A 19,907-nucleotide genomic window follows, 5' to 3' on the forward strand; every position below is an offset into this window, starting at 1 on the left:
AACTCCACCATGTAGCCGTTGGTCTGGAGCAACGTGCGCCCCCTCTTCACGCGAGATTCTTGCTAATATCGACAACCGGTAGCAGATTCCACTGTTCAGCCGGCCTGATGAGGCGCGCCATGTCGCAATTACAAATGAGTAATAAAAACAACAGCAAACCGGAACAGGCTGCTGCCGACCGTTCGCTGATCGATGCAATCAATCGCGTGCAGGCAGTGATCGAATTTGACCTCGCTGGTCACATCATTGATGCCAATGACAACTTCCTGTCCACCTTCGGCTACACGCTCGACGAAATCGTGGGACGCCACCACCGGCTGTTCTGCGAGCCGGCCTATACCCGTTCGACCGAGTATGCCGATTTCTGGGCGCACCTGGGCCGGGGCGAGTTCCATTCCGGCCAGTTCAAGCGCTTGCGCAAGGACGGTGCGGAAGTGTGGATCGAGGCCTCGTACAACCCGATACTCGATGAGAGTGGCACGCCTGTCAAGGTGGTCAAATTCGCCACCGATGTCAGTGTATCGGTACGCCGTAATGCCGATTTCATCGGCAAGCTCGAGGCGGTAGACCGGGTGCGGGCGGTGATCGAGTTTGACCTGCATGGGAAAATACTGCATGCCAACCAGCTTTTCCTCGATACCTTCGGCTATCAGCTTGAGGAAGTCATCGGCCAGCGCCATGCGATGTTCTGCGAGCCGGCCTACAGCCGCTCACATGAGTATCAGAACTTCTGGCGCCATCTGGCCGCTGGCGAGTTCCACGCCGGCGAATTTCGCCGCCTCGCGAGGGATGGCAGCGAGCGCTGGATACAGGCCAGCTACAATCCGGTGCTGGACGCCAGCGGCGTGCCCTACAAAGTGGTCAAGTTCGCCACCGATATCACTACCGAGAAGAAATTACGTTTTGATATCGAAGGCAAGATCGACGCGATCGGTCGCTCGCAGGCGGTCATCGAATTCGATTTGCGCGGCACCATCCTGTCGGCGAACAGCAATTTCCTGCGTACGCTCGGTTATACCGCAGACGAGGTGATAGGCAAGCATCACAGCATGTTCTGTGACCTGGCAATGGTGCAGAGCCCTCAGTACCGCGATTTCTGGGCCAACCTGGGCGAGGGAAAGTTCCAGGCCGGCCGCTTTGCGCGACGCGCCAAGCAGGGCGATGAAGTATGGATACTGGCAACTTACAATCCCATCCTGGACGCAGACGGCAAACCGTATCGGGTAGTGAAGTTCGCGATGGATATCAGCGACCAGGTCGCGCGTGAGCAGCTGGTGGCGAACAAGGTGCAATCGATCTCGCAAGTGCTGACCGCTTTGGGCGGCTCGATCAACGTCATCAGCCACAGTTCGCGCCGGTCTACAGAACTCGCCAGCGAAACGCAGCAGCAGGCCATGGACGGCAGCGAATTGCTGGCACGCCTGCGAGAGGCGATCGTGACGATCCAGAAATCATCAAGCGACGTCCACATGATAGTCGAAACCATAGGCGAAATCGCCAGCCAGACCCATTTGCTGGCCTTTAACGCGGCCATCGAAGCCGCGCGCGCTGGCCAGCATGGCGTGGGTTTCTCGGTAGTGGCCAACGAGGTGCGCAAGCTGGCCGAAAAATCGGCGATGGCGGCGCGCGAAATCGCCGGCCTGATCAACGAAACCGGAAGCCGTATCGAGGAAGGTGGCCGTCTTTCCGGCGAAGTCGAGCAAGCCTTCGGCCGCATCGTGCGCTCGGTGGAGAACACCACTACCTCGATCGCCGAGATCCATCGCACGACCTCCGAACAGGCGAGCGCCACCAATGATGTCAGCAAATTGCTGTCAGAGTTGCAGCGTTCCACCGTGCGCGACTGAAGCATGGCAGCGCCGACCGACGAATCGCGCTGGGTCTTGCTGGAACTGGGCCATCTGCGCATCGCCGTGCCGCTCGAAACGGTGCTGCAGGCTTATCCGCGACCGGCGGACCTGACGATGGTGGCGCGCCGCCGCGGCGCATTGTGCTCGATGTTTGCCTGCCAGGGAAAACTGGTGCCGGTGGTCGACCTGGCGCTGTGGGTCGAGGTGGGCGAGTGCGCGCCCGGTGGCGCAGCGCGCAGCCGCATCGTGGTCTTGCAAAATGGCCGGCGCACGCTCGGCCTGCTGGTCGATGCCGTGCATGAGGTGGTAACGCTGGCGCAGGCAGACATCGTGCGGCTGCACCACGATAACGATCCCGAAGAAGTATTCCACAGCGTGGCGCGCATGGCCGGTGACGCACAGCCGGTCAGCCTGCTCGACAGCGCCCGGCTGATGGCGCTGGCCGAAATATGGGCAGAGGAACAGGACGGGCCAGCTTCAACGGCGGCTGCAGAAGCGGGCGCCCGGCACCAGGACATCCACGCTGGCCAGCAGTCGTGGGCGGTGGTGGAAAGCTGCGGCATTCGCCTCGCCTTGCCGGCAACTGATGTCGGCGAAGTGGTGCAGGCCCGGCAGGTGGTCTCAAGCAGCGCTGCAGGCGCAGGGTTCTGCCACTGGCGGGGACGGCATATTGCGGTACTCGATACCAGTGCGCTGTTCGGCGGGCCGAAGCCGGCTGCACCGCAGCCGCTGATGCTGATCGCCTGCAGTGGCGAACTGGCACTGGCCTTGCCGGTGGACCGCATCGTGCAAGTCCACCAGTTCCCTTACGGTGCAGGCACCCGGCCCGTCCGCCTGAACGCGCCGCAGTTCGTGCAAGCCATTGTTATCGATGATGATGGCACGCCGGTACAGGTGATCGACACGGCGGCGCTGGTGGCAGCGTTTCCGCAATCCGTGCTCAGCCGTGTTGACCAGTCCGGCGACAGCAGCGAACCAGGCGCCGGCTTGCGCAACATGGGCGCATATATTGTCTATATTGCCGGCACCGTCATGGCTTGCCCGATCGAGGCGCTGGAACAAGTGCTGCCAGCCCCGGCCGGGGCGCCGGCAGCGTCCATGGTCTGGTGTAACGAGCTGATAGACCTGGTTGATCTGCGCTCGGAAAAGACCGCCGCAGGCCACGTGATCGTGGTGCGTAACCAGGGCGTATTATGCGGCGTGATGGTTGACCGCATCGTGGCGCTGATTCCACCGAACAGTGCTTATCTCAGCAAGGTACGCTTGCCCAGTGGCCAGTTTGAAATGATCACGACCGGCTACGGCAGCGAGCAGACCAGTTACCGCATTTTCAATATCGCCGACGCCCAGTTAGCGTAACCTGGCACGTGAGCGGTAGCGCCGTACTATGCATGCCTTGAATGCCGGGGTCAGACCCGTCGGGTCTGACCCCAGATTTTACATTGGGGTAAAAAATAACGTCAATTCAACGACGCATAGTCGAATGAACGACTTAACCGATCGCCGTCATCTTGATCGGCTTGAGTTTCGACGCCAGCGCCTTGCCCTTTCTTGAACGCTTGCCGAAATGCTCCGCCAGGGCCGTGGCGCCCAGCGATACATCCTGCGGCTTGGCGCCCCGGCCGATGCCCGACACCACCACGCCGCGCTGGGTGATCGGCTGCACGGCCAGCAGCTTGTCCTTGCCTTCCAGTTCGATCAGCTTGACGCCGGTGCCGCCCTTGGTCAGCGTCTTCATTTCATCGAGGCCGAACACCAGCAAACGCGTACCTTCGGTCATGCAGGCCACGGCGCTGGCCGCCACCGGAATGATTTTTGGTTCGAGCGGTACATCGCCGTCGTCCAGGGTAATGAAGGACTTGCCACCCTTCAGGCGGCTGGCCATGTCGCCTGCCTTTGCGACAAAGCCGTAGCCGGCGCTGGTGGCCAGCAGCAGATTGGTGGCACCATTGCCCGCAAAGTAGTGCAGTATGCGCACGGCGTTGCCGGGCGTGCCGCCGCTCAGGTCGCACAAGGTCGTGATCGGCACGCCGTCGCCGCGCGCGTTGGGTAGCGCCGACACGGGCACCGAATAAATCTTGCCGTTGTTGCCAAAGCCGAGCAGGGTATCAACGGTGCGGCACTCGAAAGCGCCATGCAGGGTGTCGCCAGCCTTGAAGGTGAACTGGGCCGCATCGTGGCCGATGCCGGTGCGTGCGCGCACCCAGCCTTTTTCGGAAATGATCACGGTTACCGGTTCATCGACCACCTTCTGTTCGGCCACGGCCTTTTGTGCTTCCTCGATCAGCGTGCGTCGTGCGTCGCCGAACTGCTTGGCGTCCGCTTCGATTTCGCGGATGATGGCGCGTTTCATCGAACCCGGGTTGTCGAGCAGGTCCTGCAACGATTTTTCTTCCTTGCGCAGCTCGGCCAGTTCCTGCTGGATCTTGATCGTTTCCAGGCGCGCCAGCTGGCGCAAGCGGATTTCCAGGATATCGTCGGCCTGGCGCTCGGACAGATTGAACGCTTCGATCAGCGCCGCCTTCGGTTCGTCCGAATTGCGAATGATGGCGATCACCTTGTCGATATTGAGCAGGATCGCTTCGCGTCCTTCCAGGATATGGATGCGATCCTGGACCTTGCGCAGCTTGTAGCCGGTACGGCGCGTGACGGTTTCGAAGCGGAAGTCTATCCATTCGCGCAGGATGTCGCCCAGCCCTTTCTGGCGCGGACGGCCATCGCCGCCTATCATCACCAGGTTGATCGAGGTCGACGATTCAAGCGAAGTATGGGCCAGCAGCATCAGCATGAATTCGGCCTGGTCCTGGTTCTTCGACTTCGGCTCGAACACCAGGCGCACCGGCGCGGCGCGGCCCGATTCGTCGCGGATGGTGTCGAGCGAATTGAGGATCAGCGCCTTCAGGGCAACCTGCTCCGGCGACAGGGCTTTTTTGCCCAGCCTGATTTTCGGATTGGTCAGCTCTTCGATTTCTTCCAGCACCTTTTGTGACGAGGTGCCCGGCGGCAGTTCCGTTACCACCGCCTGCCACTGGCCGCGCGCCAGCTCTTCGATCTTCCAGCGCGCGCGCACCTTCATGCTGCCACGCCCGCTCGCATACATGTCCGAGATCTGCGTGGCCGGGGTAATGATCTGGCCGCCACCGGGAAAATCCGGGCCGGGAATGATAGCCATCAGTTCGGCATGCGTCATTTTCGGGTCGCGGATCAGCGCCACGGCCGCTTTCGCCACTTCCGTCAGGTTGTGCGCCGGGATCTCGGTGGCCAGGCCAACGGCAATCCCGGAGGCGCCATTCAACAGCACCATCGGCAGGCGCGCCGGCAGCAGCTTCGGTTCTTCCGTCGAGCCGTCGTAATTGGGCTGGAAGTCCACCGTGCCCATGCCGATTTCATCCATCAGCAGCTTGGCGATCGGCGTCAGGCGCGCCTCCGTGTAGCGCATGGCCGCCGCGCCGTCGCCGTCGCGCGAGCCGAAGTTGCCCTGGCCGTCGATCAGCGGATAGCGCAGCGAAAAGTCCTGTGCCATGCGCACCAGCGCGTCGTACACCGACTGGTCGCCGTGCGGGTGCAGCTTGCCCAGCACGTCGCCGACCACGGCGGCCGACTTGCGCGGCTTGGCAGTGGCATTCAAACCCAGTTCGTTCATCGCATACAGGATGCGGCGCTGCACCGGCTTCTGGCCGTCGCACACGTCGGGCAGGGCGCGGCCCTTGACCACCGAGATGGCGTAGTCGAGATAGGCGCGCTCGGCAAAAGTGGACAGGGTCAGCGCCTCGCCGTCGAACACTGGTTCATCGGGCACCGTCGGCTCGGGCTGGACATCGTCAAATAAATTCGTTTGTGTGGACATGGTGCGGGCTTCAGTATTGAGTGATTGCGGTTGAATTCGTGGGCCGATTATGACAGCCCGTTATGGGATCGTGACAGCCGGTGCAGGCGATACAAATGCAGCATCGTGAAATACAACATGGCCAGCGCCAGCACGGCGCCCAGCTTGACCATGGTGTGCGGCGCTGCACCGGACAAGCGGCCGGCCAGCAAAAGGCTGGCGATTGCCGGTGCCAGCACCAGCGGCCAGGAAAACTTCCAGCGCAGGTCGGCAGGGGAAAACAGCATGCCGACGCAGGCCCAGGCAAACAGCATGGCGCCCAGCACGGTTGCGAGCGCCGGCTGCACGGCCAGCGCCGCCAGGCCGATGGCGCAGCCGATCATCCAGGCTGCACGCAAACGCGGCAGCAGCGCTTCCGGCCAGCCGCATTGTGCATACAAGCCGTTGGCCGTGCGCAGCGCCAGCACCAGCAGGCAAAACACCAGCATCATGCTGTCACTGATCGCCAGGGCGTTTTGCCCCTTGCCGCTCATGAAGATGCTGGCAAACAGCGACACAGCTACCGCATAGCCGAACAGCCCTTGCAACACACTGCGGTTGGCGGCAAACGCCAGCAGGGCCAGCACGCACAGCGCGCCAGCGGTGGCCACGCGCAGCGCGGTATCGGGGCCGGGTGCAAACAGCAGCAGCGAGACGAACATGAAAGGCACGATCCATCCCAGTTGCAACAGGCCAGGGCGCGCTTGCAGGGAGGGCAGGCGCTCGTCCATCCCTTCCCTCAACGCTTGCAGTTTGTCGAATAGCTGCGCCGGCCAGCGGAAAGCCTGCAGGGCCAGCAGTGCAAAGGCCAGCGCCTGGAAACCGAACAGGCTGAGCTTGCTGCCCACGGTGTCGAGCTGCATGCCGGCGGCGCTGAGCACGCCGGCCAGCATGAAGTGCAGCGCGAAGCCCAGGGCGGCCGAGTGCAGGGCCGTCTGGCGGAAATAGCGCTTGGAAAAGACCGCATGCTCCCAGCGCTCGAACTGCACCATATCGAGTTTGTAGACCAGCATTTCACTGTGATGCCAGCGGATGGTATGCAGCAGATCGCGCAGCTGCTTCGTGAATTTTTCATCGAACATCTGGCGCGCATAGCTTGAAGGCGGCTTTTGCGACATGATGACGTCCAGGCCGGGATAGTTCTCGCCAAAGTCGATGAAGTGCATGAAGGACTCGTCGGCCCGGTAGCGCTGTACGGCGTTGCGCACCATCTCGCCATGGCTGCGTGCCAGGTAGGAAAAGTCGCTGTTCCAGCCCAGCGCGGCAAACACGGCGTCGCGCAGGTCGGCGTTGTAGCCGTCGCTGGCACAGTAGCGCAAGGCGAACAGCTCGAATTCCTCGCGCACGTCGAATCGCAGCAGCGCCGGGTCCTGCAGCGCATGTGCCAGCGCCGCTTCGGCGTCCAGCTGCTGCAACTGGTCCAGGCAACCCTGCCAGATACTGGCCGCTTCTTCAGCGGGATCGATCTCGATCACGCCCCACAGTTCAGCAGGAGGTAGCGCGGGTGTGTCGATCACGCCCCATAGCTCGGCTGGCGGTGACTCGATGGTGTTCTCAACGATACCCCATAGCTCGGCCGGCGGGGCCTGCACTTTGGTCTGCACCAGTGTTTCGCGCTCCACCGGCGCTTCGGCCTGCACCGCGGCGACCGGTTCCGGTGCGGCAGCGGGCGCTGCTACCTCAGGCTCATCATGCGCCTGCCCCAGTTCTACGGCAAAGCGCGCAGCATGGCGCAGCGCATATTCATACGCATCGCGCAGCTCCTGGAACGCCTGCGGATCGTCTTCGGGCCGCGTGACCTTCAGGCGTTTCGCATACGCGCGCTTGATGGCGCGCTCGTCGCCGGTCGGCTCGGTGCCGAGGATATCCCATAGACTGAGCCTGCTGTTCATTTACAGAAAGCTCTCGCTCTCGACCTGGCGCAGCACTTCGTCCAGTGCCTGGCGTGCCTTGCGGATAATCGACGGGTCCTGCGTTTCCAGCGCGGCCTGGAAGTTGGCTGTATGGGAGGCAAGGTACTGGCGCACCTCGCCCAGCGACTGTTCGTACAGGCGGTCGGCGCGCGTGACCAGGGTGCGGTTTTCCATCTGGTCGCGCGGGTGGATCTTCAGGTCGGCCAATTCCGCAAAACGCTGTTCGATCTGCTCAGGTGTCATTACGCCGGCGTTGTCGCTGATAATCATCTTGTGGCGTTCCTGGGTGGCCAGCACCGTCACTTCGGCTTCCAGCACGCCACTGATATCGTAGGTAAAGCGCACGTCGATGCCCACTTCGCCGGCCTTTTTGGCGGGAATCGGGAAGTTGATCTTGCCGAGGAAAACATTGTCGGCCACCAGGCGCGATTCGCCCTGGTAGATCGCCACATTGATTTCCTTCTGGTTGTCGTGGATGGTGACGATGTTTTCCGTGCGCGACACCGGCACCACCGAGTTGCGCTCGATAATCGGCAGGTAGTGGCCGCCTTCATACTGGTTCACGCCAACCTGGCGCGAAATGCCGATGCCCATCGAGTACGGCGCCACGTCCGTCATTACCACTTCGTCGAGCGCTGCATCGCGCATTTTCAAGCCTGCCTGGACGGCCGCACCCAGCGCGATCGCTTCATCGGGATCGAGGTGGATGGCGGGGAAGCGGCCGAACATGCGCGACACCAGCTTGCGCACCAGCGGCATGCGCGTGGCGCCGCCGGCCAGCACCACTTCGTTCAGTTCGGCGGCGCGGATGGTGGCGTCGCGCAGCGCGCGCTCAACTGGCACGCGCAGGCGCGCCAGCAATGGCTCGCACAATTGCGCCAGCTTGTCTTCGCTGATTTCCCAGCTGTAGTCGGTGTTTTCAAAGCGCGTGTTCATGCGTACCGGCGACTGGTCGGAAAGCAGGCGCTTGACCCGTTCGGCTTCGTCGCGCAGCAACTGCTGCTGGCGGGCGTCGAACTGGCGGCTGCCCATGGCCTTGCGCAGGCCACTGTCTTCCACAAAGGCCTCTACCAGCACGGTGACGAAATCCTCGCCGCCGAGGAAATTGTCGCCGGCCGAAGCGCGCACCTCCATCACGCCTTCGAACAGCTCCAGGATCGACACGTCAAACGTGCCGCCACCGAGGTCGAACACGAGAAATTTGCTTTCCTGTTCCTTGTCGCGGATGCCGTAGGCCAGCGCGGCAGCCGTCGGCTCGTTCAGCAGGCGTTCCACGCGCAGCCCTGCCAGCTGGCCGGCAATGCGCGTGGCCTTGCGTTGTGCATCGCTGAAATAGGCCGGCACCGTGATAATGGCTTCCTCGACCTTTTCACCGAGGAAGGCTTCGGCATCTTCCTTCAGGGCGCGCAGCACCATCGACGACAATTCCTCGGGACGGAACTGCTGCGTGCCGAGGATGATCTTCTTTTCGCTGCCCATATAGCGCTTGAAAACGGACGCCGTCAGTTGCGGGTGCGTCTGCAGCCGTTCGCGCGCGGCGCGGCCCACCAGCACGGTGCCGTCGTCATCGATGCTGACGCACGATGGCGTCAGGTGTTCGCCCAGCGCGTTCGGGATAATGGTCGCCGTGCCGTCGCGCCAGATGGCGGCCAGGCTGTTGGTGGTGCCCAGGTCAATGCCGATAATCATCAGATGTCCGCCTCTGCTTCGTTGCCGTGTTCTTCGATCCAGGCGCGGCGCCCGGCAGCTTCGCCTTTGCCCATCAACATATTGAAGCGCGCGCTCGAATCCATATGGTCGACCGCGCCCAGCATCACGGGCAGCAAACGGCGCGTGTCCGGGTTCATGGTGGTTTCCCACAGTTGCTCGGCATTCATCTCGCCCAGGCCCTTGAAGCGCGAAATCGCCCAGGCGCCTTGCTTGACGCCTTCTTTGCGCAGCTTGTCTTCGATGGCCACCAGTTCGCCGTCGTCAAGCGCATAGATTTTCTGTATCGGCTTCTTGCCACGCGCCGGCGCATCCACGCGGTACAGGGGAGGGCGGGCGATGCAGATATGGCCCTTCCTGATCAGCGCGGGGAAGTGCTTGAAGAATAGTGTCAGCAGCAGTACCTGGATGTGCGAGCCGTCGACGTCCGCATCGGACAGGATGCATACCTTGCCGTAACGCAGGCCGGACAGGTCGGGCGTATCGCCGGCGCTGTGCGGATCGACACCGATGGCCACCGCGATATCGTGGATCTCGTTATTGGCGAACAGGCGGTCGCGGTCGGTTTCCCACGAATTGAGGACCTTGCCGCGCAAGGGCAGGATCGCCTGGAATTCCTTGTCGCGGCCCATCTTGGCCGAACCGCCCGCCGAGTCGCCCTCGACCAGGAACAGTTCATTGCGCGTAATGTCCGACGATTCGCAGTCGGTCAACTTGCCGGGCAAGACGGCCACGCCCGACGATTTTTTCTTTTCCACTTTCTGCAGTGAACGCTGGCGCGACTGCGCCTGCTTGATCACGAGTTCGGCCAGTTTCTTGCCGTAGTCGACGTGCTGGTTGAGCCACAGTTCCAGCGGCGGCTTGGTATAGGTCGATACCAGCTTGACGGCGTCGCGCGAGTTCAGGCGTTCCTTGATCTGGCCCTGGAACTGCGGGTCCAGCACTTTGGCCGACAGCACGAACGAGGCGCGCGCAAACACGTCTTCGGGCAGCAGTTTCACGCCTTTTGGCAGCAGCGAATGCATTTCGACAAAGTTTTTCACGGCGCCGAACAGGCCTTCGCGCAAGCCCGATTCGTGCGTGCCGCCGTTCGAGGTGGGGATCAGGTTGACATAGGATTCGCGCACAATGGCGCCTTCTTCGGTCCACGCGACCACCCAGGCCGCGCCTTCGCCTTCGGCAAAGCCTTCGGACTCGCTGCTGGCGTACTGCGCGCCTTCGAACAGCGGGATCAGGGTTTCGCCATTCGATACCTGCGCCAGCGATTCGGTCAGATAGCCGCGCAGGCCTTCGGCGTACAGCCAGGTCTGTGTGTCGCCGGTTTTTGCATTGGTGAGGGTGACGGTCACGCCAGGCAGCAGCACCGCTTTTGAACGCAACAGGCGCTGCAGCTCGGGCTGCGAGATATTCGGCGAGTCAAAGTATTTGGGATTGGGCCAGGCGGTCACGCGCGTGCCCGATTTTTTGCCGTCGCGTGGCGCCGGGCGCGAGTTCAACGGCTCGATCACGTCGCCATCGGCAAACACCATATGGTGCAAGCCGTTGCCATCGCTTTCCTTGCGCCAGACGGTAATTTCCAGGCGCGACGACAGCGCATTGGTGACCGATACGCCCACGCCATGCAAGCCGCCCGAGAACGCATAGGCGCCGCCCGAACCCTTGTCGAACTTGCCGCCCGCGTGCAATCGCGTAAACACGATTTCGACGGTCGGCACGCCTTCTTCAGGATGCAGGCCGACGGGAATGCCGCGGCCATTGTCTTCGACCGTGATGCTGCCGTCGACGTTCTGCGTTACGGCGATATGCGTGCAATGGCCACCGAGCGCCTCGTCGGAGGCATTGTCGATCACTTCCTGGATGATGTGCAGCGGATTTTCAGTGCGGGTGTACATCCCCGGGCGCTGCTTGACGGGTTCCAGTCCTTTCAGGACACGGATGGATGATTCGCTGTAGTCGGATGCTGGTTTTTTAGTGGCCATACGTGTTCAAGCTAAATAAAGACAGTGGTGGGAACGCCAGACGCGCTTGCTGTGCGGCTCGGTGGCAGAGTGACAGCGGTGGCGATAACTGTACAAATATACAGTATATCGCGCCTCGCGTCACTGTGGGAGCGCATTGCGGCAGGCCGGGCGTCCTTGTGCGGACGCTCGCGCATTCTATCGTGATCGGCGCGCCATGGCGCTACTGCTTGGCAACTATGGTGCGCCTTCGAAATGACGGCTTGATGATAAAGCGCTATTTTTACAGTTTGTTTACACCGGCCGCCACAGTCTTTACGAATTTTTTAGACCCTTCTGGCTAAGCTTCCCTCTGTCAAAAACAAACCTGAATGAGGGTGAGAATGGATCTCGTATACCTGGGCCTGATGGCCGTCTTTTATGTCGTGGCAGCTGGCTTTGCCAGCGCCTGCGACAAGCTGGGGGGCGCGCAATGAACGCCTTTTATGTGCTGGGCGCCGTGGTCTCGGCCGGCCTGCTGGTGTACCTGCTGGTGGCGCTGTTGAAAGCCGAGGAGCTGTAATGACTACCCAATCGATACTGTTGCTGGTGCTGTTCCTGGCCGTGCTGCTGGCGGCCGGCTATCCACTTGGCCTGTACATGGCCAAGGTGGCTGGCGATGCCCCGATCCGTGGCTTGGGCTGGCTGCAACGCGGTGAAAATTTTCTTTACCGCCTGGCCGGCATGAAAACCGGCGCCGAGCGCGCCATGGGCTGGAAGCACTACGCCATCGCGCTGCTGGTGTTCAATACCATCGGCGCCTTTTTTGTGTATGGCCTGCAGCGCCTGCAGGGCGTGCTGCCATTCAATCCGCAGGCAATGCCAGGCGTCAGCCCCGACTCCTCGTTCAATACGGCGGTGAGCTTTGTCGCCAATACCAACTGGCAGGGCTATTCGGGCGAGCAGACCATGAGCTACCTGACGCAGATGCTGGGCCTGGCCTGCCAGAACTTCTTTTCGGCCGCCACCGGCATCGCCGTGATCTTTGCGCTGGTGCGCGGTTTTTCGGCAAAATCGAGCAAATCGATCGGCAATTTCTGGGTCGATCTGGTGCGCTCCACCCTGTACATCCTGCTGCCGCTGTCGCTGGCCTTGTCGGTGGTGTTCATGGGCGAAGGCGTGATCCAGAATTTTTCTCCGTACAAGGAAGTCACCCTGCTCGACCAGGTCAGCTATGAAACGCCGAAAGTCGACGCCGCCGGCCAGGCCGTGCTGGACGCAGCCGGCAAGCCGGTAATGGAAGCGCAAGTGGCTGCCACGCAGACCATCGCCATGGGTCCGGTCGCCTCCCAGGAAGCGATCAAGATGCTGGGCACGAATGGCGGCGGCTTTTTCAATGTCAATTCGGCCCATCCGTATGAAAATCCCACGTTCATGTCGAACTTTCTGCAGATGCTGGCGATCTTCATTATTCCCGCTGGCCTGTGCTTCACGTTTGGCCGCATGGTTGGTGATATGCGCCAGGGCTGGGCCGTGCTGGCCGCAATGACGCTGATTTTTGTGGTCATGACGGCCGGCGTATTCCAGGCCGAACAGCAGGCCAATCCGGCCTTGCAGGCGCTCGGCGTCGACCAGCAGCAAAGCACCTTGCAGGCGGGCGGCAATATGGAGGGCAAGGAAACGCGCTTCGGCATCAGTTCGTCGGCGCTGTTTGCGGCCGTGACGACGGCGGCCTCGTGCGGCGCCGTCAATTCCATGCACGACTCCTACATGCCGCTGGGCGGCATGGTGCCGCTGCTGCTGATGCAGTTCGGCGAAGTGGTGTTTGGCGGCGTGGGTACTGGCCTGTACGGCATGCTGATGTTCGCCATCCTGGCCGTTTTTATCGCTGGCCTGATGATAGGACGCACGCCTGAATACCTGGGCAAGAAAATCCAGGCGCATGAAATGAAGATGGTCTCGCTGGCCATCCTGGTCACGCCGACCCTGGTGCTGGTGGGCACGGCAATCGCCGTCATGCTCGAAGCGGGCAAGGTGGGCGTGGCCAATCCGGGCGCCCACGGTTTTTCGGAAATCCTGTACGCCTTTACGTCGGCCGCCAACAATAACGGCAGCGCGTTCGCAGGGCTGTCTGCCAATACGCCGTTCTATAACGTGATGCTGGCTATCGCCATGTGGTTTGGCCGCTTTGCCGTAATCGTGCCGGTGCTGGCCGTCGCCGGTTCGCTGGCCGCCAAGCAGCGCCTGTCGGCCAACGCCGGCACCATGCCCACGCATGGCCCCATGTTCATCGGCCTGCTGGTTGGCGTGGTGATACTGGTGGGTGTACTGAACTACGTTCCTGCGCTGGCCCTTGGCCCCGTCATCGAACATCTTCAACTCTTTACTCAACTGCCATGAAAACCAGGACATTGACCCTGTTTGACCCCGCCTTGCTGCTGCCCGCCATCGGCGACGCCTTCAAGAAACTCGACCCGCGCACGCAGTGGCGCAGCCCCGTGATGTTTGTCGTCTACATGGGCAGCATTATCACCACCTTGCTGGCGATCCAGGCCCTGAATGGCAAGGGCGAGGCGCCGTTCGGCTTTATCGCCGCGATCGCCGTCTGGCTGTGGTTCACCGTGCTGTTCGCAAATTTTGCCGAAGCACTGGCCGAAGGACGCAGCAAGGCGCAAGCCGCCTCGCTGCGCGCCCTGAAGCAGACCGTGATGGCCAAAAAAATGCAGGTACCGAAATACGGTACTTCCTGGCTGCCGACACCTGCCACCGACCTGCGCAAGGGTATGACTGTGCTGGTCGAAGCCGGTGACGTGATCCCGGCTGACGGCGAAGTGACGGCCGGCGTGGCCTCGGTTGACGAAAGCGCGATCACCGGCGAATCGGCGCCCGTGATCCGTGAGTCGGGCGGCGACTTTTCAGCTGTCACCGGCGGCACCCGCGTGCTGTCGGACTGGCTGCTGGTGCGCGTCTCCGTCAACCCCGGCGAAGCGTTTATCGACCGCATGATCGCCATGGTCGAAGGCGCCAAGCGCCAGAAGACGCCGAACGAAATCGCCCTGACCATCCTGCTGGTGGCCCTGTCGATCGTGTTTTTGATCGTCACCGTCACGCTGTTGCCATACTCGCTGTTTGCGGTGGCGGCTGCCGGCAGCGGCACGCCCGTCACCATCACTGTGCTGATCGCGCTGCTGGTGTGTCTGATCCCGACCACCATCGGCGGCCTGCTGTCGGCCATCGGCGTGGCCGGCATGAGCCGCATGATGCAGGCCAATGTGATTGCCACCTCGGGCCGTGCGGTGGAAGCTGCTGGCGACGTCGACGTGCTGCTGCTCGATAAGACCGGCACCATCACACTGGGCAACCGCCAGGCGTCGAGTTTTGTCGCGGCGCCCGGCGTCACCGAGCAGCAACTGGCCGATGCGGCGCAACTGGCGTCACTGGCTGACGAAACGCCGGAAGGGCGCAGCATCGTGGTGCTGGCCAAGCAGCAGTTCAATATCCGCGAACGCGAAATGGCCAGCCTGAACGCGACCTTTGTCCCGTTCACGGCGCAAACACGCATGAGCGGCGTCGATATCGCCGACAGAGAAGTGCGCAAGGGCGCCGCCGATTCCGTCAAAAAGTATGTGGAAGCGCTGGGTCAGCCGTATCCGGCCGAAGTGTCGCGCGCCGTCGACGATATTGCGCGCCGTGGCAGCACGCCGCTGGTGGTGGTTGATGCAGGCCGTGTGATGGGCGTGGTGGAACTGAAGGATATCGTCAAGGGCGGCATCAAGGAGCGCTTTGCCGAACTGCGCCGCATGGGCATCAAGACCGTGATGATCACCGGCGACAACAAGCTGACGGCGGCGGCGATTGCGGCCGAAGCGGGCGTGGACGACTTCCTGGCCGAAGCGACGCCGGAAGACAAGCTGAAACTGATCCGCAGCTACCAGTCCGAAGGACGGCTGGTGGCGATGACGGGCGACGGCACCAACGATGCGCCGGCGCTGGCCCAGGCCGACGTGGCCGTGGCCATGAACTCGGGCACGCAGGCGGCCAAGGAGGCGGGCAATATGGTCGATCTCGATTCGAACCCGACCAAACTGCTGGAAATCGTTGAAATCGGCAAGCAGATGCTGATGACGCGGGGATCCTTGACCACCTTCTCGATCTCGAATGATATTGCCAAGTATTTCGCGATTATCCCGGCAGCGTTCGTCGGCACCTATCCGCAGTTGAAGGCGCTCGACATCATGCACCTGGCCAGCCCGTCGTCGGCCATCATGTCGGCCGTGATCTTCAATGCCCTGATTATCGTCGTGCTGATTCCGCTGGCATTAAAAGGCGTGCAGTACCGTGCCATTGGCGCGGCCAGTCTGCTGCGCCGCAACCTGCTGGTGTATGGCCTGGGCGGCATCGTGCTGCCGTTCGTCGGCATCAAGCTGATCGACATGGTGCTGTCGGCACTGAACTTCATTTAAAGGATCATCATGAACTCCATCGTACGTCCCGCCCTGGTCCTGTTTGCCGCGCTGACCGTGATCTGCGGCGTGGCCTATCCGCTGGCTACGGCCGGCATCGGGCAACTGGCTTTCAGCCATGAAGTCAACGGCAGCATCGTCGAGCGCGGCGGCAAGCCGGTAGGCTCGACCCTGATCGGCCAGTCATTCACGTCGCCGAAATACTTCTGGGGCCGTCCGTCAGCCACCGTGCCGATGGCCAATAACGGCGCTGGTTCCGGTGGCTCGAACCTGGGACCGACCAATACGGCCCTGGTCGACGCCGTCAAGGCGCGCATCGCCGCCTTGAAAGCTGCTGACCCGGATAACCAGCGTGCGATTCCGGTCGACCTGGTGACGGCGTCCGGCAGCGGCCTGGACCCGGAAATCAGCCTGGCCGCCGCCCTGTACCAGGCGCCGCGCGTGGCCCGCGTGCGCGGCCTGCCTCTGGCGCCGGTGGAAAACACCATCGCCAAGGCACAGAAAACCGCGTATATAGGCTTTTTCGGCGAAGCGCGGGTAAATGTGCTGGAACTGAATCTGGCGCTCGATGCAATGCAGAAGTAAGATGGCTGCAGCCGTCTATTGAAAATCACCATGCCCTCCAACGACCAACGCCCCGACCCCGACGCCCTGCTGGCACAAGTGCAGGCGCAGGAACACAAAGCCACGCGTGGCCGCTTGCGCATTTATTTCGGCGCCTCGGCCGGCGTCGGCAAGACGTATGCCATGCTGGCTGCCGCGCGCAAGCTGCTGGCCGACGGTATCGACGTGCTGGCGGGCGTGGTGGAAACCCATGGGCGCTCGGAGACGGCGGCCATGCTCGACGGCTTGCCGTTGCTGCCGGCCAAACACCTCGAATATCGTGGCAAGACCTTGCCCGAATTCGATCTTGACGCGGCGCTGCAGCGCAGGCCGGCCGTTATCCTGATCGATGAACTGGCGCATTCGAACGTGGCCGGTTCGCGCCATCCGAAGCGCTGGCAAGATGTCGAGGAACTGCTGGCCGCCGGCATCGATGTGCTCACCACCGTCAACGTGCAGCACCTGGAAAGCCTGAACGATGTGGTGGGCGGAATTACCGGCGTGCGCGTGGCCGAGACCTTGCCCGACACCGTGTTCGACCGCGCCGATGAAGTGGTGCTGGTCGATATTCCTGCCGACGAACTGCTGCTGCGCCTGAAAGCGGGCAAGGTCTACCAGCCGCAGCAGGCGCAACGCGCGTCGCAGCATTTTTTCCGCAAGGGCAACCTGATCGCCCTGCGCGAGCTGGCGCTGCGCCGCACTGCCGACCGGGTGCAGGACGATGTGCAGGCCTACCGGCTTGAAAAATCGATCAACCCGGTCTGGAAGACGGGCGCCGCGCTGCTGGCTTGCGTGGGGCCGCATGCGGGCAGCGAACAGGTGGTACGCAGCGCAGCACGGCTGGCCGGCCAGCTGAACGCCGAATGGCATGCGCTGTATGTGGAAACGCCGCGTTTGCAGCGCCTGCCGGCACGCGAGCGCGAACGCATCCTGAATACCTTGAAACTGGCGCAAGACCTCGGTGCAAGGACGGCCGTCGTGGCCGCTGATGATATCGCCCGCGCCATTGTCGAGCATGCGCGCGGCGCCAATATCGCCAAGCTGGTGATGGGGCGCCGCCAGGGCGGGGCGCTGGCACGGCTGTGGCATGCGGCCAGCGCTGCGCGCATCGCCGGCCTGGCGCCCGATATCGACCTGATCGAAGTGGGCCAGCCGGCGCTCGATGGCGCGCCGCGCAGGACCACGGAGGAAGTGCACCTGCCCCGGCCGGGGCGCGCCTGGCGCTACGCTCTGGCCGCCGTGGCCAGCCTGGCCACCTCGCTGGCCTCGGTGCCGTTGCTGCCGTATATCGACCTGGCCAATATCGCCATGCTGTCGCTGCTGACGGTGGTGCTGGTGGCGGTGCGGCTGGGCCGCGGACCGGCCGCGCTGGCCAGCCTGCTGGGTGTGGCCACCTTTGATTTTGCCTTCGTGCCACCGCGTTTTTCGTTTGCGGTGGGCGATTTTCAATATGTGATCACGTTTGGCGTGATGCTGGCCGTGGGCCTGATCACGGGGCGGTTGACGGCCGGCCTGCGCTTCCAGGCGCGCGTGGCCACGCACCGCGAAGCGCGCGCCCGCGCCCTGTACGAATTCGCGCGCGAATTGTCCGGCGTGTTGCAGACCGAAGAGATTTTCGATATCACGCGACGTGCCATCGAACGCGCTTTCCGGGCCCGCGCCACCTTGCTGCTGCCCGATGACGAGGGCCGCCTGCAGGCGCCGAAAGACGCCGGCCAGCTGGACCTGGGCATTGCGCAATGGGCCTTTGACCGCGCGCAGGCGGCCGGCACCGGTACCGATACCTTGCCCGGCTCCGATATTTTTTATTTGCCCCTGATCGCGCCGATGCGCACGCGCGGCCTGCTGGCGCTGCTGCCCCTTGGCGCGCCCGAACACCGGCGCTGGCTGCTGGTGCCGGAACAGCGCCAGCAGCTTGACACCTTTGCCGCGCTGGCGGCGATTGCCCTGGAACGTGTGCACTATATCGATGTGGCGCAGGGCGCGCTGGTGCAGATGGAGTCGGAACGGCTGCGCAACTCGCTGCTGGCGGCGCTGTCGCACGACTTGCGCACGCCATTGACGTCGCTGGTGGGCCTGGCCGAATCGCTGGCGCGCTCAACCCCGGCCTTGTCCAGCGCGCAGCTGGAAATGGCGCGGTCCTTGCAGTCCGAAACGGTGCGCATGAGCGCGCTGGTGGCCAACCTGCTCGACATGGCGCGCATCGAAAGCGGCCATGTGCGCCTGAACCTGCAGTGGCAGGCGCTGGAAGAAGTGGTCGGCAGCTCGCTGCGTGCCAGCGCCCCGCAACTGTCGCGGCACCAGCTGCGCACCGAGCTTGCGCCCGGCCTGCCTTTGGCGCGCTACGATGCGGTGCTGATCGAGCGCGTGCTGTGCAACCTGCTGGAAAACGCGGCCAAGTACACGCCGGCCGGCAGTACCATCACGATTGCCGCCGACGTGCATGGTCAGTGGCTGCGGGTTACGGTGCACGATGACGGGCCGGGCCTGCCGCCCGGTCGCGAAGAAGCGATCTTTGAAAAATTCACGCGCGGCGAACGCGAATCGAACCTGCCCGGCGTGGGACTGGGGCTGGCGATCTGCCGCGCCATCGTCGAAGCGCACGGCGGCACCATCGCCGCGCAAGTGCCGGTGCCCGCGCATGGCGCGGCCATCGTATTGACGCTGCCTTTGGGAACGCCGCCGGCGCCGCCTGAAGAACTGGACAGCGAACTGACTGACACTGGAAACCATCATGAATGACCATACGGCCACCACCGCACCGACCGCCTTGCTGGTCGAGGATGAACCGCAGATCCGCCGCTTTGTGCGCGCCGCGCTGGAAGCCGAAGGCTGGCTGGTGCACGAATCGGCCACCTTGCAGCGCGGCCTGATCGACGCCGGCACCCGCCGCCCCGACCTGGTGGTGCTGGACCTGGGCCTGCCTGACGGCGACGGCATCGACTTTATTGCCGACCTGCGCAAATGGTCGGCCGTGCCGGTCATCGTGCTGTCGGCGCGCGTGGGCGAGGATGAAAAAATCCGCGCGCTCGACGCCGGCGCCGACGATTATCTGACCAAGCCGTTCGGCGTCGGCGAGCTGCTGGCCCGCGTGCGCGCCACCTTGCGCCGCCAGCGCCAGCCCGCTTCGCCTGACGATGGCGTGGTGCGCTTCGGCGACGTGACGGTCGACGTGCAGAACCGCCTGGTAATGCGCGACAAGCAGCTGGTGCATGTGACGCCGACCGAATTTCGCTTGTTGTCGGTGCTGGTGAAGAATGCCGGCAGGGTGGTCAGCAATCCGCAACTGCTGCGCGAAGTGTGGGGGCCGTCGAACCAGGACAACGGCCATTACCTGCGCATCTACATGGGCCACTTGCGCCAGAAGCTCGAAGCCGACCCGGCCCAGCCGCAGTACTTGCTGACGGAGACAGCTGTCGGATACCGCTTGCTGCTGCCGCTCTAAAAACACGCATACCTCCCTGTTTAAAAACGGGCGCCGCGCGCGCCGGGGGAGCGCTTTACCCGAAATTTTTGCAGCAAGGGGCCAGCTGCGCCATCCCGGCAAAGGCCCAACCACCAATGAGAAG

Annotated in this window: 12 protein-coding genes; 8 read left to right on the top strand and 4 right to left on the bottom strand. The window is 62.9% G+C overall.

Going from position 1 to position 19,907, the window contains the following annotated elements; genetic code table 11:
* Positions 1-119 precede the first annotated feature (119 nt).
* Together ACQ4WM_RS13685 and ACQ4WM_RS13690 are read left to right on the top strand one after the other, a co-directional pair.
* Positions 120-1,847: a methyl-accepting chemotaxis protein gene (locus tag ACQ4WM_RS13685; RefSeq protein WP_436547218.1), complete on the top strand. Its 1,728-nt coding sequence runs from the start codon at positions 120-122 to the stop codon at positions 1,845-1,847.
* 3 nt (positions 1,848-1,850) lie between these two features.
* A complete protein-coding gene (locus ACQ4WM_RS13690) occupies positions 1,851-3,209 on the top strand; it encodes a chemotaxis protein CheW (protein WP_436547219.1) in 1,359 nt (452 codons plus the stop codon).
* 133 nt (positions 3,210-3,342) lie between these two features.
* Here the strand turns inward: ACQ4WM_RS13690 and parC are convergent, their stop codons facing one another.
* Genes parC through ACQ4WM_RS13710 form a run of 4 tightly spaced genes read right to left on the bottom strand, consistent with a single transcriptional unit; the run spans position 3,343 to position 11,314 of the window.
* Positions 3,343-5,697 (bottom strand): DNA topoisomerase IV subunit A, encoded by a 2,355-nt coding sequence (gene parC / locus ACQ4WM_RS13695; protein WP_436547220.1) that lies wholly within the window; start codon positions 5,695-5,697, stop codon positions 3,343-3,345.
* 47 nt (positions 5,698-5,744) lie between these two features.
* Positions 5,745-7,607, bottom strand: coding sequence for a hypothetical protein (locus ACQ4WM_RS13700; protein WP_436547221.1), 1,863 nt, complete (start codon positions 7,605-7,607; stop codon positions 5,745-5,747).
* Positions 7,608-9,317, bottom strand: a complete 1,710-nt coding sequence (locus ACQ4WM_RS13705; protein WP_436547222.1) for a molecular chaperone HscC — start codon at positions 9,315-9,317, stop codon at positions 7,608-7,610.
* Positions 9,317-11,314 carry a DNA topoisomerase IV subunit B gene (locus tag ACQ4WM_RS13710; RefSeq protein ID WP_436547223.1) on the bottom strand — a complete coding sequence of 666 codons (1,998 nt, stop codon included), beginning with the start codon at positions 11,312-11,314 and terminating at the stop codon, positions 9,317-9,319. Before ACQ4WM_RS13710 ends, ACQ4WM_RS13705 begins: the two co-directional genes overlap by 1 nt.
* 451 nt (positions 11,315-11,765) lie before the next feature.
* Here ACQ4WM_RS13710 and kdpF point away from each other — a divergent pair, with 451 nt between their 5' ends.
* The 6 genes from kdpF to kdpE are packed head-to-tail and all read left to right on the top strand — an operon-like array spanning position 11,766 to position 19,783.
* Complete coding sequence (kdpF, locus tag ACQ4WM_RS13715) at positions 11,766-11,855, top strand: K(+)-transporting ATPase subunit F (protein ID WP_034746483.1); 90 nt, start codon at positions 11,766-11,768, stop codon at positions 11,853-11,855.
* Complete coding sequence (kdpA, locus tag ACQ4WM_RS13720; protein WP_436547224.1) at positions 11,855-13,672, top strand: potassium-transporting ATPase subunit KdpA; 1,818 nt, start codon at positions 11,855-11,857, stop codon at positions 13,670-13,672. The genes kdpF and kdpA overlap by 1 nt, the downstream gene beginning before the upstream one ends.
* A complete protein-coding gene (gene kdpB / locus ACQ4WM_RS13725) occupies positions 13,669-15,735 on the top strand; it encodes a potassium-transporting ATPase subunit KdpB (protein ID WP_436547225.1) in 2,067 nt (688 codons plus the stop codon). Before kdpA ends, kdpB begins: the two co-directional genes overlap by 4 nt.
* Before the next feature lie 9 nt (positions 15,736-15,744).
* Positions 15,745-16,320 (top strand): potassium-transporting ATPase subunit KdpC, encoded by a 576-nt coding sequence (kdpC, locus tag ACQ4WM_RS13730; protein ID WP_436547226.1) that lies wholly within the window; start codon positions 15,745-15,747, stop codon positions 16,318-16,320.
* Positions 16,321-16,350: 30 nt separating this feature from the next.
* Positions 16,351-19,080 carry a DUF4118 domain-containing protein gene (locus tag ACQ4WM_RS13735; RefSeq protein WP_436547227.1) on the top strand — a complete coding sequence of 910 codons (2,730 nt, stop codon included), beginning with the start codon at positions 16,351-16,353 and terminating at the stop codon, positions 19,078-19,080.
* Positions 19,073-19,783: a two-component system response regulator KdpE gene (gene kdpE, locus ACQ4WM_RS13740; RefSeq protein ID WP_436547228.1), complete on the top strand. Its 711-nt coding sequence runs from the start codon at positions 19,073-19,075 to the stop codon at positions 19,781-19,783. The genes ACQ4WM_RS13735 and kdpE overlap by 8 nt, the downstream gene beginning before the upstream one ends.
* Positions 19,784-19,907 lie beyond the last annotated feature (124 nt).

Origin of the sequence: Janthinobacterium longum (assembly GCF_051380735.1) — a bacterium.
Lineage (GTDB): Bacteria > Pseudomonadota > Gammaproteobacteria > Burkholderiales > Burkholderiaceae_D > Janthinobacterium.